19 protein-coding genes are annotated in these 16,613 nt (G+C 47.2%); all 19 read left to right on the top strand.

All coding sequences use genetic code 11. The features are described from left to right. Positions 1-250 precede the first annotated feature (250 nt). The 19 genes from HP401_RS27615 (at position 251) to HP401_RS27525 (ending at position 16,606) form a co-directional block, all read left to right on the top strand. The gene (locus tag HP401_RS27615) at positions 251-481 is read left to right on the top strand and encodes a hypothetical protein (RefSeq protein ID WP_173607356.1); all 231 of its coding nucleotides are present in this window, start codon (positions 251-253) and stop codon (positions 479-481) included. Positions 482-537: 56 nt separating this feature from the next. Continuing rightward, on the top strand, positions 538-1,260 hold the full coding sequence (locus HP401_RS27610; protein ID WP_173607355.1) for a hypothetical protein: 723 nt from the start codon (positions 538-540) through the stop codon (positions 1,258-1,260). 72 nt (positions 1,261-1,332) lie between these two features. Continuing rightward, positions 1,333-1,956: a hypothetical protein gene (locus HP401_RS27605; protein ID WP_173607354.1), complete on the top strand. Its 624-nt coding sequence runs from the start codon at positions 1,333-1,335 to the stop codon at positions 1,954-1,956. Further along, positions 1,937-3,385, top strand: coding sequence for a terminase large subunit domain-containing protein (locus HP401_RS27600; RefSeq protein ID WP_173607353.1), 1,449 nt, complete (start codon positions 1,937-1,939; stop codon positions 3,383-3,385). Before HP401_RS27605 ends, HP401_RS27600 begins: the two co-directional genes overlap by 20 nt. Next, positions 3,385-4,815 (top strand): phage portal protein, encoded by a 1,431-nt coding sequence (locus HP401_RS27595; protein WP_173607352.1) that lies wholly within the window; start codon positions 3,385-3,387, stop codon positions 4,813-4,815. Before HP401_RS27600 ends, HP401_RS27595 begins: the two co-directional genes overlap by 1 nt. Further along, positions 4,808-5,635, top strand: a complete 828-nt coding sequence (locus HP401_RS27590) for a phage minor head protein (RefSeq protein WP_173607351.1) — start codon at positions 4,808-4,810, stop codon at positions 5,633-5,635. Before HP401_RS27595 ends, HP401_RS27590 begins: the two co-directional genes overlap by 8 nt. 22 nt (positions 5,636-5,657) lie before the next feature. Beyond that, the gene (locus tag HP401_RS27585) at positions 5,658-6,881 is read left to right on the top strand and encodes an XkdF-like putative serine protease domain-containing protein (protein ID WP_173607350.1); all 1,224 of its coding nucleotides are present in this window, start codon (positions 5,658-5,660) and stop codon (positions 6,879-6,881) included. 13 nt (positions 6,882-6,894) lie between these two features. Further along, positions 6,895-7,830, top strand: a complete 936-nt coding sequence (locus tag HP401_RS27580) for a major capsid protein (RefSeq protein ID WP_173607349.1) — start codon at positions 6,895-6,897, stop codon at positions 7,828-7,830. Further along, complete coding sequence (locus HP401_RS27575; protein WP_173607348.1) at positions 7,830-8,069, top strand: hypothetical protein; 240 nt, start codon at positions 7,830-7,832, stop codon at positions 8,067-8,069. Before HP401_RS27580 ends, HP401_RS27575 begins: the two co-directional genes overlap by 1 nt. Beyond that, positions 8,035-8,415, top strand: a complete 381-nt coding sequence (locus HP401_RS27570; RefSeq protein ID WP_173607347.1) for a DUF3199 family protein — start codon at positions 8,035-8,037, stop codon at positions 8,413-8,415. The genes HP401_RS27575 and HP401_RS27570 overlap by 35 nt, the downstream gene beginning before the upstream one ends. Beyond that, positions 8,412-8,738: a hypothetical protein gene (locus HP401_RS27565; RefSeq protein WP_173607346.1), complete on the top strand. Its 327-nt coding sequence runs from the start codon at positions 8,412-8,414 to the stop codon at positions 8,736-8,738. Before HP401_RS27570 ends, HP401_RS27565 begins: the two co-directional genes overlap by 4 nt. Beyond that, positions 8,738-9,220 carry an HK97 gp10 family phage protein gene (locus HP401_RS27560; RefSeq protein ID WP_173607345.1) on the top strand — a complete coding sequence of 161 codons (483 nt, stop codon included), beginning with the start codon at positions 8,738-8,740 and terminating at the stop codon, positions 9,218-9,220. The genes HP401_RS27565 and HP401_RS27560 overlap by 1 nt, the downstream gene beginning before the upstream one ends. Next, positions 9,220-9,687 carry a hypothetical protein gene (locus HP401_RS27555; protein ID WP_106836807.1) on the top strand — a complete coding sequence of 156 codons (468 nt, stop codon included), beginning with the start codon at positions 9,220-9,222 and terminating at the stop codon, positions 9,685-9,687. The genes HP401_RS27560 and HP401_RS27555 overlap by 1 nt, the downstream gene beginning before the upstream one ends. Then, entirely contained in the window at positions 9,684-9,887 is a 204-nt protein-coding gene (locus HP401_RS27550; RefSeq protein WP_173607344.1) for a hypothetical protein, read from the top strand. Before HP401_RS27555 ends, HP401_RS27550 begins: the two co-directional genes overlap by 4 nt. Positions 9,888-9,889: 2 nt before the next feature. After that, positions 9,890-11,227: a phage tail sheath subtilisin-like domain-containing protein gene (locus tag HP401_RS27545; protein ID WP_173607343.1), complete on the top strand. Its 1,338-nt coding sequence runs from the start codon at positions 9,890-9,892 to the stop codon at positions 11,225-11,227. A 1-nt stretch (position 11,228) separates the two neighbouring features. Next, the gene (locus tag HP401_RS27540; protein WP_173607342.1) at positions 11,229-11,678 is read left to right on the top strand and encodes a hypothetical protein; all 450 of its coding nucleotides are present in this window, start codon (positions 11,229-11,231) and stop codon (positions 11,676-11,678) included. A gap of 30 nt (positions 11,679-11,708) precedes the next feature. Then, the gene (locus tag HP401_RS27535; protein WP_173607341.1) at positions 11,709-12,098 is read left to right on the top strand and encodes a phage tail assembly chaperone; all 390 of its coding nucleotides are present in this window, start codon (positions 11,709-11,711) and stop codon (positions 12,096-12,098) included. 249 nt (positions 12,099-12,347) lie between these two features. Further along, positions 12,348-16,037 carry a hypothetical protein gene (locus HP401_RS27530; protein ID WP_173607340.1) on the top strand — a complete coding sequence of 1,230 codons (3,690 nt, stop codon included), beginning with the start codon at positions 12,348-12,350 and terminating at the stop codon, positions 16,035-16,037. Further along, entirely contained in the window at positions 16,034-16,606 is a 573-nt protein-coding gene (locus HP401_RS27525; protein ID WP_173607339.1) for a hypothetical protein, read from the top strand. The genes HP401_RS27530 and HP401_RS27525 overlap by 4 nt, the downstream gene beginning before the upstream one ends. Positions 16,607-16,613: the final 7 nt, after the last annotated feature.

Raw genomic sequence — 16,613 nt, 5'->3', positions numbered from 1 at the left:
ATTATTGAGTATCTGTTGCTATTATAAATAAACTCGATGTCACGACCGGATCTTATATCTTCAACGAATTGATTATATGAGTAAGGCGTCATAGCAGACACTTCCTTTCTAAATATAAGCAAAAGGGAGACGCGCGAACGTCCCCCCATGCAACCAGGTCCCCCCGGCTGAGATAGTGGAAACCCGTGGCCACGGTAGATTCAAGCCACTATCTCGTTTTCCATTTTACAGGAAAGCCGAGGGTGCCACAATGAAAACAACAACAGAACAGTCTTCTCCTAAATCTATTGACCTTTTTTTGCAATATCAAATTGAAGTGATGGAAGGCATCATGGAATCAAAGGATCAATACAGGAGAGTCGTGAAAGCAGCCATTGCAAAGTGGGTTAAGGACTTCCAATCAGGCAATATTGAAATCAAAACAGTAGATGACCTGAAAAAACTGATCGAATTGGACATTGAGTTACAAAAAGATATTTGATAAAAAGGGAAATTATGTTTTATAGAGAATCCTTTACGAAAACAGGATATAGGTCGGTGATTATGTTGGATGATGAGACGGAGATTGTGTTGGATGATGAATTAAGGCAAAGTATATTGGAGAAATTTGTACCATGGTTAATTGTTCATTACGAATTAGATGAATTGTATAAAGACAATAGAATGGCCGCAATAGAAAGAATGTTAGAACTGCTTAAGACGGATAAAATATTTGATCGAAAAGATGTAATTATTATTGCGACGGAATATGAAAAGAATCGTAATGACTTTTTGGAATTTCTCTCATCTGTTGACGATGTGAACTTTGAAAGAAACAATGAAATGTTCCTCTTTAAAGCTGTTAGTATTTTTGAAACAATGGTAAATGAATTCTATAGCGAGGAATTAAAGTTTAGGTATCATTTTAGTTTGAAAAAAGTCAATGACATAATATCAAGATTATCAGCAGAGGAAAAATTAGACTGGCTTTTACAAATAACAAGTGGTGATACTTACTTGGATGAACCCGGTTGGAATAAAATCAAACCGTTTATTCGAGCGAGAAATTTTTTTATTCACTATAAACCTCAAGATGCTAATGAACATTCACGGCACAGTAAACTCTTGACGAGAGACTCGCTTATTGAGTTTTTCAAGGCCTGCACAGACTGTTACGACTTTTTAAACGTTAGAAAGTTTGAGGGTATTCATGAATACAATCAACTACTGAGTGAAGTGACAGAAATTTTTAAGGTATCCCCATACCAAAATCCAAAATAACAATGCACCCAGCGAGGGTGCTTTTCTTTTTGAAAAACAACCCCATGAAGTGGTGAGGTAGTGGTCATGTAGATGGCAAGAAATCCGGACAAACAAAGATGCAAAGCTATAAGCAAGCAGCGCGACGAGCAATGCAAAAACTGGGCTAAGCCGGGCTGGGATGTGTGCCGTTTCCATGGTGCTGGCGGCGGCGCACCAAAGCGTAATACCAATGCAGTCAAGACGGGCGAATTCCAATCGATTTGGATGGACGCCTTGACTCCAGAGCAAGCAGAGGTGCTTGATAGGATCAACCTCGATCCAGTCCAGCAAGCGGATGAAGAAATCCGTTTGTTTACATGGCGTGAGCGCGAAATGATGCTCCGCATTCGTGACTTGAAGAATGGGCTAACAGAAAAGCAGCGGCGTGTCCTTCAACAAAGAGTCACCACAAAGGAACCAGTGCAGGTTCATGAAGATAAATCTGGGAAACAGAAAATGATGGTGATTACTCGGGACGAACTGGTCACTACCGAAATCGAAGAGACAGAGTATCGAGCGATTGAAGATATCCTCTCGCTTGAAGAAGCACTGACCAGAGTCCAAGATAAAAAATTGAAGGCTATTCAGCTCAAAGCACAATTATTGAGCAGCGGCGGCGGTCCTGAGAAACAGATCACCGTCCGGAGGTGGTCCCGTGACAAATCTGGAACTTGACCTCGATCCATTCGCGGATTGGGCACCACATCCCAAACAAATTGAAGTTATGGAATGCGACGCTCGAAACGTAGTCATGAACTGTGGCCGTCGCGGTGGCAAAACAAATGTGGGAGCACGCAAGTTTTTCGATAACATCCTTGCTGATATTGAAGGCGAGAAGGGATTGCCCTATAAGCCGCCGTTAAACCTGAAAAAAGTGAAGAAGCCCAAACCACGGCTGGAATACTGGTGCGTAGCGCCTGATTACAACATGTCAGAGATTCAACAAGAGGAGCTCTCGCAAGTCATCCCCGAGGATATGATCGACACTTGGAACGCATCGGGGAACTTTGTTTGGTTAACGGGATACATTCTGATCCGGTTTAAATCGGCAGAAAATCCGAAGAAGCTTGTTGGTCGTGGCTTAGACGGCGTATGGCTTGACGAGGCATCGAAAATGAAACCAGAAACGTGGTCGGGCTATCTTGCCTATGCCCTAGCTGATAAAGGCGGCTGGTCTATTTGGACAACTACACCGGAGGGCATCAACTGGTTTGCGGAGGAAATCGTGCTGCGGGGCCAGTTTATCGATGCAGGGTTAGAAGATGATCGGTACCAGGATGATCCTGATTGGCGAAACTTCTACTGGACTTCGAAAGACAACCCTATCCCTGAATTGCAGAAGAATATCCAGAGGATGATTGAGACGTACCCTGAGCGTTACGTGAAGCGCGAGATTTACGCGAAATTCAACGTTTTCCATGGACAGGTGTATGAGGAGTTTGACCGAAGCGTTCACTGTGTAGATATACGCCCCGTTGATCTTGCGCGGCGTTTATTTATCGTTACCTATCCGAACGGCGAGGAACGAGAGGTAATGTTCAAGCGGTATATCGGCGGAATGGACCACGGCTGGAATGACCCAGCGGTGCTTTTGGTCTTTGGATGCACGGATGAAGAATACTATTTGATCGAGGAAAGCTATCGCCAGCAAACCAATGTTCTGGTCGTAGACGATCAGGGGAAACTTGAGGACTGCTTGGTCAAAAACTATCTAGAGTTGCAAGAAAAGTATCCAATGGATGTCATTTGGGCTGACCCATCCGAACCAGAAGATATTTCTACCTACCGTCGCTATAAACTGCCTGTAAAGCCAGCAGAGAATGCTATCGGTCCAGGAATACGCCGGGTATCAAGTCTCTATAAGGTAAAAGAGTCTTCTGGCCGTCCAAATCTCTACATTGCTCGTACTTCCATCGAGACGATAAAAGAGACAGGAAATTATAAGTATAAAGAACAAAACGGCATCATGCTTGAAGAACCAGTTGATAAAGACAACCATACACAGGATTCAAAGCGATATGCAATGTACAACGATTGGCTCATGTTGCTGCTTGCACAGAAGCGTGAGGATAGGAAAAGGAACGGGAAAGGAGGATGGATTTAATGTCTGGAGCAACAGGTTGGTATCCCATTGGTAAGGCTGAGGGGGAAGGGGAAAGCAAGCAGCTTGTAATTGATCAATTCGAGCAGGATTACGATGAACACAAGCTCATACGCCCAACCATTGACCCCGTAGCGTGTGTTCAAGTAGTGAAGCAGAGCAACATCATCCCTCAATGTGTCGAAGCGTACAAAACAAACGTGGTTGGTTATGGCTATGCGCTTGTATACCAACCCGGTGAAAGCGACAAGACATCTAAAGCAGAGTGGGATATTGCTGATCGTTTCATGCAGACAGCTAATCTGGAAGAGTCAATTGAGCAATTGTTAAGTCAGTTGGTTGAGGATCTTGAACACTGTGGTAATGCTTACGTTGAAGTTGCTTGGGGTGGCGGACTCCCTGCTCTCTATCGAATTCCACCCGAATACATGCGGTGTACTGCTCCACTAGAAAAAGTAGAGATGAAATATCGGCGACTTGTACAAGGCAAGGTGGAAGAATTTACGCAAAGTAAGTGGGTTAGAAAGTATGCTCAAAAGCGCGGTACCAATAATACGTGGTTCCGTGAATTCGGAGCTCCCGGTGAAGAGAATGAGGTCATTCATCTTCAGTTTGGAAACGGGACATATGGAGAACCTCGCTGGATTGGTAATTCGCCGGGAGTCGTTGGCTCTAGGAAAGCAGAAGAACTCAACTTCGAATACTTTGATAACGGTCGAATGCTTGACATGATTTTGACTGTGACGAATGGGGAATTAACTCCGCAGTCAATCGTTGCTCTAAAAGGAGCAAGAGGAAAGAAGTCACGGGGTGGGATTCTTTATCTTGAATTGCAAGGGTATGACAAAGGGCTTCTTGGCGATGAAAAGGAAAAAACCAGCATTAAACTGGACAAGCTGAATGACTTGCTTCAACAAGATGCACTTTTCATCGAATACAATCGGGAAAAACGCAAAGAAACAAGGTCAGCATTTCGGCTGCCGCCAATTCTCACGGGTGAGTCAGAAGATTATAACAGAGCGACAAGCGACAACGCCCGCAGAATTGCAGAGGAGCAGGTTTTTCAACCATATCGCAAATGGATTATGGACGAGATTTTCAACAAGCGACTGCTACCTGCCATCGAGGTACATCGCGTGAAGGCTATACTGAACAGCCCAAAAATCAGCGATCCAGACGAGTGGAAAGCGTTACTTGATTTCTTAGCAGATAGAGGAATTATGTTAGTGCGCCATCTCATCCCAATTGCCGAGGAAGTATTGGGAACCGCCATTGATGAGTCGAAGTACACCGAAGAGTATCTTGATACACCTATTGCTAGCTTGGGCAGTTCAGTTTCCCAAGAGCCACTCGGTACATCAGATACGCAAGAACAAGTGGCAACGATAGCTAAGCGTCTGCTTCGTGAAACGAGGGAACGCCAGCATGTGTGATCAATGCCTATACTTGATTGCCAAGGCAGATGACGATGACTTTCTTGATAGCCTTGACCTTACCTACGCCGAACGCGCATTGCTTGAGAAGCTGTACAAGGAAGGTGAGGAGTCAATTGCTGACCTTCTTGAGTTGCAGGGTAAGGCGCTGGATGAAGCTATCCAAGTGTTGAGCGACGAGCTTATTACAGATGCCGATGAACTCTTGAAAGTGATTTTGCTGGTTCAGACAGGTGACTTCTTTCAAGAACAGTTTGAGCAGGCTGTTCATGATGCTTTCATGCCCCTATTCCATCTGGCGGGTGAGTCGGAAGTAATCAACATCAGCGCAGATACAAAATGGGAGCAGGAGAACAAGGCTGCTGTCGCGTTTGCTACAAAGCTGAAAAAGCTCGTACCTGACATGAATGAGACATCGGCTGATCGTATGATTCGATCGTTCCAGAAAGCGATTGAAGCTGGCGAGACTCCAGTAGAACGGGCAGCAATGGTCAAAGAGGTAAGCAAGCAAGCTGCCAATGGAGAAGAGGGGCCTTTCAATATGACCAGGGCGGTTACTGTTTCCCGAACGCTTTCCACTGCGGCAGCAAACGGCGGTAAGCTGGAGGGCTGGAAGCAGTCGGGGCTCGTGAAGAAAAAACGCTGGCGGGCAGCGAATAACAAGCGCACCCGTAAGGATCACAAAAAGGCAAACGGCCAGACTGTCGCCATCGACAAACCATTCAAAGTAGGAGGTGAAAAGCTCATGCATCCCGGAGACCCGTCAGCAAGCGCAAAACAAATCGTGCAATGCAGATGCACGATGCAAGCTGTTTTTTGATTGAAAGGAGGTGAAATAGGAAATGGGATACATGTTAAAGGACGCAAGGATCACTCACATTTCTCTGGTGGATAAAGGCGCAAATGGCAGGCCATTCGCCATCATCAAGGAAGAGGGAAAAGAGCCGTTACAGAAAGATATCCGCATAGCTAAGGCAGACAAAGCAAAGCAGATTGTTTATGGCGTTGTTTATGAGCCGGATACCGAAGATACCCATGAAGATCAGATGACAGCCGAAGAAATCGAGAAGGCTGCTCATGGTTTCATGGAGCGCCAGAACACATACAACATTGATAAGCAGCACGATTTAGACGTAGACAAAGGGTACGTGGTGGAATCGTACATTGCTCCTGTAGATTTGGAGCTTGGCGATCAAGAGATCAAGAAAAGCTCTTGGGTGGCTGGCGTGAAGGTGACGGACGCTGACACATGGGAGCAAATCGAAAAGGGCGAGATTACTGGCTTCTCGATGTGGGGAGTAGGTAAACGTGAAAAAATTGAGGGAGCCTCTTCGGATACCGACGATGAAACGGTAGAGAAGGGGCTTTTGCATTCCCTTGCCAAGGCATTGACCCGCATTGTCAAAGGCGAGGTGAAAGACAAGTATGAACGTAACAAGAAGTCAAACGATTTCTGGACTGCTTGGAGTTCGTTTTCGGGTACGATTCAACGCTACAATTACCACACCGATCGTTACGAATTTGAAAGCGATGCAGAGAAGGCAAGAGAAGCAATTCAGGAGTTTGCAGAAATCCTACAGGATATTCTTGGGGCAAATGACATCGCCAAGGCGCTTGGGAAACCGCCTGAACAGATTGCCAAGGCTGGACGTAAGATTTCGGCAGCACGCATGGACAAATTGAAAGAAGCCCATAGTACCTTGACCAACATACTGGCTGAGGTTGAAGACGAGGAGGAAGAAGACTTGAAAACAGAAGATATTCAAAAAGCAGTAGCGGCAGCCATGTCTCCAATTACTAAACAATTGACTGATTTGCAATCCGAAGTGGCCGAGTTGAAGAAGGCAGAAGGGGGCGCTGGTAATGAGGGACAACAAACCGATCCAGAAACATCCGCATTGACTGAAGTAATTACCAAGGCGTTAGAGCCTCTTACAAAGCAAGTGGAAACATTGGGGAACGAGGTCCAATTAATCAAAAACGCAAGAGGTTCCAGTCAGCAACAGCATGGTACAGACCCAATCCAAAAAAATGATGACGATAGTTCCTTTAGTGGACTGTTGTAAGGAGGGCGTTCACATGAGAACAAACGGACAGATCATCACAAAAGCCGCGACAACAACGTCGCTTGACACTTCTGCGCTAAATTACAAACAAGTCGACAAGCTGATTAACATGGCTTACGATTCAACGGACTTTCTCAAAGGAATCCGTCATGAAACTCGCACCTCAGCCCAAGGCACCATTGATAAAATTGGAGTAACGGGCCGTAATCTGCGATCGAAAGTAGAAGACGTCATGGCTACCAATACAAAAAAACCTGATTTCCCGCAGGTTCCTTACTCTGTTACTCCTGTGATTCTCCCATTCGAAATTACTGAAGAATTTATTCGTCAGACACAACGCGTACGAGGGCAAAATGCTGAAGAAATTATTCTGCGACATATGACATTGAATTATGGCGATAACATGCAGGACTTGGGCTTTAACGGGGACACAGCTACACCGAACACCAATCCAGATTATGATTTCTTGAAGATCAATGACGGATGGTTGAAATTAGCCAAATCAAAAGGGAACTTTATTGACTGGGCGACGATTACTCCTGCGGAGAAAGCTGGTATTCTCTTTGAACTGGAACGTGCTATTCCAACTCGCCAGCGCTCAGCAGGTGTATTCAAATATTTCATGCATCCGAATACCTATTCAGAGCGTCTTCAACGATTGTCGGAGAAGGATACGAGCGCATCCATCCAGTTGCAGATTACTGGTGGTGTGAAGAAGATCAACTCCTATGATGTGGAGGAAGTCACACACATGCCTGAGGGAGCAATCATGTTCACGTACCAGCCGAATTTTGTCATGGTCCACACCTACGACATGCAAATCCGAAAGACGACTGAAGGTAAGGAAGCAATCTATGCTGACAAACGATTCTACGCCATCCATTCTGACTTTGACCCGATCTTCGAGGAACCTGCAGCGGTTGCCTACGTTGAAGGAGTTGAGTTTTAATGCTCGTCACATACATTGGGGAGAATGCCTCACTCCAGACTTACGGCTTTCGTTTTCAAAAGGACAAGCCAGTTGAGGTTAAGGATAAGAAAGTGTTGGATAAATTAAAAACACTTGATGACTTTAAGATTTATGAGTCAGAGAAGCCAAGCAGTCAGCAAAAGGGGACCACAAATACTTCCTCACCAGAAGGAGGGTCATTAGATGCTGACGTCGGAGAAGGTCAAGCAGCAGAGTAGCACACGAGCCGTTCAGGACAAGACACCTGAGCGGCTTTCCTATCTTATCAGTGAAGCCAAGGTAAGGATCGAGCTTTTCACATCAAGGCCGTTTGTGGACGAAGATGCCCGACTCGAAGTGGCTCACTTCCGTTTAGTTGAGGCGATGGCACTGACAGACAATGATGAGGTGCTGGGTGCGGAGGCGCGGGGCATCATGTCCGAAAGCGATCAAGGTTACTCCTGGTCGGTCGAAAGGGCTACTGTCACAACAGGAAGCTCGCTGGTCGATTCTATGTTGCGTCAGTGGATGTCCTTTACCACCGAGGCAACAGACGGGGGTAACGTGAAGGCGATGCTCCTATGAACCACCGTATGAATGATCAGATCGTTCTGAAACGTACAGAAACGGTTCAGGGTGAGCGCAACATAGTTTTCCCTACCGAGCTACCCCCACAGACAGTTATGGGCTGTGTACGAGGCGTGGAGTCATCGTGGCAACGTCCAACAAATGCCGATCCGGTGGAATGGGACTATAAAGCGACTCTCTCCTTCTTATTGTGTCAGGATATACGAAAAGATGATCGGCTTGATTTACCTAACCTTGGGGAGTTTGTTGTGGTTGATGCCAGACCGGGGCGACGCTTTCTCGCAGTGACGGCCATTCAGAAAAAACGGGGTGCCGAGTAATGGATTTCCGTCAGTTTGAGGACCGCATGAGGCGATTTAACAGGGAACTACCTGACATCATGCAGCGCATCTATTACCAGTTGGGGGAAGAACTACTCAACCATGTTATTGATGAGCTCGACAGCCAAGACCTGATTGATACAGGGACCTTGTGGAATTCCTTCACGCAAGGCGATCAGAATAACGTTTGGCAGTTCGATGGAGACCGGAACACTTTGTCGCTGGAAGTCGGCTCCAATCTGACCTATGCAGAGTACCTCAACGAAGGCTATACGATCGACAAGTCGTATTTCGTTCCGGGGTATTGGAATGGAGTGGGTAAGTTCATCTATGACCCATCTGCAAAAGGTGGATTCATGGTCAAGCCTCGTAGTTTTATTGGCCGCAAATATTTTGATATCGCCTTGAGGGATTTCCAAGGCGGTATGAAGGCCCTGCTCGAACGGCTGTTACAAACTGAGCTGGAAAGGATGTTGAGGTGATGGAGAACCGGGCTTTGTCATGCATTATCGATTTAATCAACGAGGCATTCCCTTCCCTCGCTATCCTGTACAGCTTGGATGTGTGGCTATCGGGGAATTTTAAACCACCTGTGGCGTTCATTCAGACCCAAGAGGTTTCAGAACGTGGCAATACTCTGACGTCGTACCAAATTATTTCCGACGCGGGGATTGTGTTGCATCACAAAAAAGTGATAAAGGGAGGCCAAGAGGTTTATGAACCGATTTTTACCGAGCCACTCCGACAATTACTAAGGCGTGAGCGGTACAGTTATCGCGGGAAGACGGACGGGCTGTATATCAACATCGACAACACCACTTTTCGGGTTCGGTCTGACAAAAAAGACCGGACAGAGATTACTTTTCGCTTTGAATATACCGTCCCGATTCCTATAACCGATATGCCGAGAGTCCACACATTCGAAATCGAGGAGGATTGGAAATCGTGACAGCTCAGCAAGAGCCGCGAGAGCGGCAGGCTGCTAAAGCCGAACCGAAACTACTGAAAACGGAGTGGATTGAAAGAGCACCACAGCTTGGAGCCGAACGGTTCGAAGTTGCTGGCGCTCTTTTTGATGTCTCCGATCATCACATGTTGACCGAGAAAGACGTTGCTCGTCGGTTAACAAAATATAGAGGCGGTGTGTAAAGATGACGATTCAACGGGAACGGCCAGGTACGATGGTCGAACTAATCACAAAAGCGAAGGAACGTATCGTGCCCAAAAGCGGCGTTGCCTTGGTTCCCTATCAAGCAGAGTGGGGAGCTCCTGATACGTTGATCAAGATAACCAGCTATGACGACCGTGTCGCAGAAACCTTTGGAGATGTAGATGCCATTGAGCTTGCAGCAGAAGGCGGCGCTACAATTCTCGCCTACCGAATCACAAATGGAAATGCAAAAAAAGCCGAGTATACACAGGCAGATGCAATCAAGATCGAGGCGCTTTATCCAGGGCTTCGTGGCAATGAGTTAAAGATAACAATTTCCCCATCCACGGCTGAGCCGGGGAAAAAGGAGATCCAAGTCAAAGGGCCTATCAAAATCGAGAAATTCTCTTTTGCAGATGCAGCCGAGCTTGTCGCAAAAACATCCCACTCTCTCTATGTTCGAGCAACCAAAACGGGGGATATTGCGATTACTGATGTTGCAGAGACAGCCCTGAGCGGAGGAACTACTGGTAACACAGGGTTAACTTCAACAGACGCTACAAAGCTGTTTGCCGCTGTTTCTGGTGCTGATTTCGATACCATGTATCTGCCTTTTGACGATCCAGCGATTACGATTTCAGCCAAGCAGTTCATTAAGGATCGACGTTCACTCAGCAAGAAGCTGAGCACATTGGTTATCGCGGGCAAAGAAGCAGATGACGACAACATGACGAAGCACATCGAGCGTTCTGTTTCCATGAATGCTCGCTATGTGGTCAATTGCGCTATTGCGGGAACACACAACAACGGGAAGTCATACAGCAGCCTTCAATGGGCGGCATGGTTAGCTGGTATGTTAGCAGCCACCTCAGCGAATCAGTCTTTGACCGGAGTGATTGTTCCGTTGAAAAAATCGCTAAAGGATTGGGGCCATGGGGATATCATTGGTGCCATTAGCTCTGGCACGCTGATTGCCACCCGAGACGGCGATGTCTACATCATCGAAAGTGCCGTCAACACGCTGTCTGTGATCGGACCAAATGAGCGAGAGGATTACGGAAAAATTCGCGTCAGCATGACCATGGATCAGATCGTAAACGACATGAACGCCGTGGGCAAAAAGTACAAAGGCAAGCTGAGCAATAACGACCTGGGCGGAGCCGTCTTCGTAGGTGGCTGCAAGCTGTACTTGGAAGAGCGGGAGAGACAAGGGGCCATTGATACCGGATGGACTTTCATTGATAAGAAAAATGGTGAAGGGGACCGTCGAGGTTTCTTGTTGTCTGCTCGTCCTTTGGATGCCATTGAATACTTCGAAATCGACTGGGAGGTGAACTAGATTGGCAGCTCATAACCTATACCTAAAAAACACCCAGGTTTATGATGAGGACGGAGACCCATTTCAGGGGGTTTTGGAAGCAAGGGCGGTATTTAAAACGCAAGTAGAACCTGTTCACCGTTTGCGAAAAGGTGAGACGGAAGACATTGTTTCTTATCATGTTGAAGTGACGATGATCTTGACTGCCCAAAACGCTGACTTGAAGTACTTCATCATCGACAAGATCACGCAAGGGAAGACGCCTATTATCCCTATGCTGATTGGTGAGCAATGGGATAAAGAGAATGACTTCAAAGAGCGGGTTCGGCTTACTAATATCCGATTGGTTCCAGAAGAACTGACGATCTTTGAGGCGAAAGCAGAAGGAAATGACAAAGGAACCTATGAACTGCGCGGGAAAACCAACGACAAACCGGACTTCCTTGAGAAATTCTCGGAATACGAGGACTAAATCTATTAAACAATTAGGAGAGTGGACAGTATGAGTAATCTGTTGCAAAAATATCTGGCAAAGGCAAATGAAGCAGTAGAGCACGTAACCACGTCGGTGATAATCGAAGGCGACGAATGGTCGGTTCGTAAGCTGAATCTATTGGATAGCCGAGCGTGCCTCAAAATGGCAGAAAAAGACGGGGATTTCGATGCTTTAAAATATAGTGATGCTCGAATCGTAAAAGCAACGGAACACGCATTTCCTTGGAATGACAAGGAGCTACTAAAGGCATATAAAGCCAAAGATAAGTACGATTTACCCGCCCGACTGTTCAAGAATAATCCAGAAGGGTACAAAGCGTTACTCGGAGCAGTTGAAGAACTATCAAAAGACACGCCAGAAACGGAAGAAGAGGCTATTGACGAGCTAAAAAACTAATACGAACCGATGGCGAGGCAAATTTGCTTGCAAGAATCTGGCTATCACGAAACCGCCTCCCCTCGGAAGTCGTAGAGTATGAAGTAGACCCATATATGCAGAAACTTTTTTTGTTCGCTTGTGAAGGAGTAGAGGTAGAAGATAGTGTAGGTTAGATGTCATCTATCTCCTTCTTTTCCGAGCGACATGACATCATGTTAGACGCCTATTTGATGGCGTCTTTTTCGTTTTGGGCTGGAGGTGAACCGAATGAACCGTCTTGGCGTAACAGCGGTACTTGGCGCACGGAATCGAATTTCACCGGAACTGTTAAACATTGTCCGTGCCTCACGTGTAGCTAGGAGAGAACTTGGACACTTGGATCAGTCCACGCAAGATGTTGCGGATGAGTTGCGAAATGTACGACGGGCAGCTGAGCAGAGCGAACAAGCTTTTCGACAAGAAATACAGGGTATGCGACGCGAAGTAGAGCGCCTTGAAACCGAGTTACGATCATTGAGCAGTACCAGAGCTAGGCCAACGATCACCGCAGATAATCAGGCAGAGCGAGAAATCGCAAGGGTAAGAAATGAAGTAAGGGACCTCAACGGCACGAAAGCCGAAGTTATTTTGACGGCTACTGTGACGGGTGCAACTGCTGGTGCTGGAGTGGTGGGTGGAATCGGGTTATTCGACCAAATCGTGGCTTCTGCTGAGGCCGAAGCGCGTAGAGCTGTGATCGGGGCCACCAAAGAAGAGATGGCCAGATACAGAAAACAAGTAACCGAGCTGACTACCCTAAATAAAAGCGTAGATCGAGCGACCGTCTCAGACTTGCTTACCGATTCAGAACGCTATACAGGCAAGGTAGGCTTAAATCAAGCAAGCGCCTATTTAATGTCCCAGCAATCATTGAAGCTAAATGCAATTCGGCCAGACATGGGTGGTGTCGAAGAGTACCAAAAGACGATGTTCGCGATGCAAAACGCATGGAAGGACATCAAGGATACCGGACGTTTCGGGGATACCCTTGCACGCGTCGCCAAGAACACTACGGACATTCGAAGTGAGGCATTAGATAGCGTGATTGAGTACAGCGTGCAGGTCACGAAGTTTCTGGATACACCTGAGAAGCTCGCCGCCTTGATGGAAGAGATGAACGGCCTGTGGTCTATCGATAAAGGTTTTGATGCACTGAAGGAAACGACACTGAAGTTGTACAACGAAGGCGACCTGACAAATGCCTTAAAGACCGCATACGAATCCATGGGTATCGATTCAAAAGAAGCACAGAAGCAAGCCGAGGATGAAGCGAAGGAAGTACAGAAGCTCATATCATCAGGAGACGCAGCCAAAAGACAAAGCGCTGTCGGTATGCTTATGCAGACTTTCGGCTCGATCAAAGACGAGGAAGTGCGTCAAGCGTTACTCAATGAAATTGGTTCGGGGCCGGGTGAAGACCTGGGCACAAAGGCGTTTGCTGAACTCTTACGTAAAGCCGGGGGTATCAGTCAAAGTCAGCATGATCAATACAAATTAAAAGGCGAGCTGGACAAAAGCTTCCAAGTCTACAAGGACAGCAACCCACTTAAAGGCTTTCAACAGGCAAAAAACACCTTAATTAATGAGTTTATTGAGCTAGGTGTCGTTGTTGGACAAGACCTTGCCCCAGCCATGGAATTCTTAGCTGCTAAAGTGAAGTGGTTCAAAGAGAAACTAGACGGCATGTCTTCAGGAGGCGCTCTTGCCACCCTTAGCGTCGTTGGAGTAGGGATAGCAGCAGGGCTGTGGGGATTGAAAGCAGCCGCCGTTGCTGCGGGAAGGGCTTTATGGAATGTAGCAGCAGGACAATTCGCACAAGATGTTGGTGACGCAGCGAGTGGTGGTGGAACCGGAGAGACAGGGAACCGGAGAAATAGGCACCGGAGAACAATAAGGCGAGAAGACCTTCGAAGGGGAGCAATTCGACGCGCTGGTGGTACGGTCGGGGAGTCTGCAAGCGATATTGCATCGAGAGCTGGGGCTTTGGGCTCAAGATTCTCTATGCTATCGAAAGTGATGAAGAAGGTGCCCGTGATTGGCGCATTACTAGGGGCTGTTGACGTGGCTACTACAGCGGCTACCGAAGGAAATAGCAAGAACCTGTGGGGATCAATTGGCGGGTGGCTAGGAGGAGTTGGGGGAGGTGCCTTAGCTGGTGCTGCACTGGGTAGTGTGGGAGCTGGCCCCCTCGGTACATTTGTCGGAGGCATTGTGGGTGCAATCGGTGGAGCTATCGGCGGGGAAGCCTTTGGAAAATGGCTGTTTGATGCCGCCGAAGATGGAATGGGAGCTATTACTCAGTACGCGTCTGGTATTTCCACAAAGATAGATGGATTTCTCGTGCCAGCAAAGCAAGAGTTTGACCGATTTTGGGGCAACATGCCTGACGGATTTGTGGCATCGATCGGCTACATCGTCGGATATGGGAGTGAAAAGTTCAGTCAACTCCGCGACATGGGGTGGCAAAAAGCTGGGGAACTTGCAGTTGCGATGGGCCAAAAAGGAATAGAAATCAAAGACGCGTTTGTTGGTTGGGTCAGCACCTTGCCTGGCTCAATAAAAAAATGGCTGGACGAAGCCGCAAAAATGTTTGATCAGTTCATCGTTGACGTGCAGACGTGGTTCTCCAATCTGCCTAGCACCATCGAAACTGGTATCACAAGCACGTTCCAAGATTTGGCCAGCGGCTTTACTCTTGGGAAGACGACAGCCAAAGCGAAGCCATATGCAAACGGCGGTGTAATCGACAGGCCCCACCTAGGGTTAGTCGGTGAAGCTGGACCTGAGGCAATCATACCGCTTTCATCTGGTAGAAAGAATCGAGCCTACGAACTGTGGAAGCAAGTTGGGGCTCGGCTGGGGATTGATACGAACAAGTGGGAAAACCGTGTCGCAACCGTTAAGGGATTCATTGACGACAATAACGATCCGATCGGTTATGCAGCAGGAGTAGTCGAAGGCACGAGCAACTCTTTCAAAAAGATGATCAAGCAGCGTTGGAATAACTACCATGCCAGCATGTCGTCAGCAACAAGTATCGACGATGCTATGCGGTTACGAGCAGACGCACACCGTACGAGAAATTTAGACTTCAAGTTTGGCAAGGTGATGAAAGTAATTGGCAAGGCAGTAAAGCCTATCGGTTATGCCATGGACGTATGGGACATTGCTAACGCAGATAATAAGCAAGAAAGGAACCGGACGATCATGAAAGTGATCGGCGGTATGGGAGGCGGCGCGTTGGGTGGTGTCATAGCTGGAGCAGCACTTGGGTCCTTAGCGGCTCCGGGAGCGGGAACAATGGCTGGTGGAGCTCTTGGCGGCTTGGCAGGTACGGTAGGCGGCGAATGGCTGGCAACAACGCTGTACGACAAGTACCAAGAACCGATTGACGGGGCTATTGATAACATAGGCAGCATGATTGGAAACGGCTACGCGAATACGAGAAATTGGCTGGGGAACAAGGTACAATCTGCGAAAGAAAACATCCTTGGTGTGGGTGCTGGTATCTCGAACTTATTTGGCTGGGGGAAAAAGTACGCAAACGGTGGAATGATCAACAAACCGCATTTGGGGCTTGTTGGGGAAGCCGGGCCGGAAGTGATCATTCCTCTTTCAGCCGGCAGAAGAAAACGCGCGCTGGAGTTGCTTGGTCATACCACAAGGAAACTGGGGGTAACTCCATATGCAAATGGCGGTATGGTCGGGCCGTTGCGTTCTTCGTTTGGTTCCAATCAAACGAAAATCATACAGGTGAAAGCTGACGCACCAGTCCAAATCCATCTTCATATCTCCGGCGATATCAACCAAGAGAAATTCATTGCCCTGTTGAAGTCGCCTGCGGTTATGAACCAGCTATCACAATCGTTTGAAAAACTGATCGTTGATGCAGTGGAAACGAACGGGGGTGCCGCATGATACGTCTACAAGGCAAATACAGGCTGACTTTTCCAGTTACACCCGGAGAAGTACAGTTCAAGGGTTACGGGAGTGATGTAGAGGCAACAACGTCCATTACGTTGGACTCATTAAACCGTTACACGGGCAGAAAAGCAAAATCTATCGCATTTGAATTTTTGCTCCCGGGCGATCCGGAAAATCCACTTGTAGAAATTGAAGGATATCAGGGGCCGAGAGAGTGGCTTGCTGGCTTGGATCGATTGTCGCATGCGGAAGTTTTGCTAACGATCGAAGAATTAAATCTGGCTTGGAACGTGCTTATTGGCCCGTGTGAAGGTAAATTCTCAGGGATCAATGGGAGCTTTAGAGGGATGATTGAGTTCCCGATCTATATCAAATCGGATTTTGTTTCTTGGTCAAATTCCAAGCAGGTATTACAACCAAGCAAAGTCATCACCAAGCAAACGAGTAAACGTGCAAATACAACAGGGAAGAAAGCAAAAAAGAAGGTGTCTCTCATTGAACCTGCTGTCCAGGAACAACAAAAACAAAGGATCAACCAAAAATTAACCGGATTTACTCCGTAGAGAAGGG

Origin of the sequence: Brevibacillus sp. HB2.2 (assembly GCF_013284275.1) — a bacterium.
In the GTDB taxonomy this organism is placed as follows: Bacteria; Bacillota; Bacilli; order Brevibacillales; family Brevibacillaceae; genus Brevibacillus; species Brevibacillus brevis_D.
This window is presented reverse-complemented; position numbering and strand designations above follow the sequence as displayed.